This window comes from Paraburkholderia sp. EG287B, from assembly GCF_040965595.1.
Classification (GTDB): Bacteria; Pseudomonadota; Gammaproteobacteria; order Burkholderiales; family Burkholderiaceae; genus Paraburkholderia.
Genome location: NZ_JBFRCG010000100.1, coordinates 1 through 381, shown reverse-complemented (window position 1 = coordinate 381; position 381 = coordinate 1). Strand labels below are relative to the sequence as shown.

General features: G+C 67.5%; 1 pseudogene. It reads left to right on the top strand.

What is annotated here, in order from left to right:
* A pseudogene (locus tag AB4Y40_RS42890) lies at positions 1-381 on the top strand (NAD(P)(+) transhydrogenase (Re/Si-specific) subunit alpha); the annotation flags it as partial.

Below are 381 nucleotides of genomic sequence, written 5' to 3'. Positions count from 1 at the left end.
AGTCGGCGCTGGTGCACGAGCGCGCGAAGCAGGCGGACATCATCATCTCGACCGCACTGATTCCGGGCCGCGACGCGCCGACGCTGCTGCCTTCGGAAACCGTGCAGGCGATGAAGCCGGGCTCGGTCGTGATCGACCTCGCGGCAGGACGTGGTCCCGTTGCCGACGAGGCCAGCGGGCGACGCGGCGGCAACTGCCCGCTCACCGAGGCCGACAGGGTGGTGACGCACCACGGCGTGCAGATCTGCGGCTATACGAACCTCGCCTCGATGGTCGCCGCCGACGCCTCCGCGCTCTACGCGCGCAACCTGCTCGACTTCCTGAAGCTGATTATCACGAAGGAAGGCACGCTCAACATCGATCTCGCGGACGACATCGTCG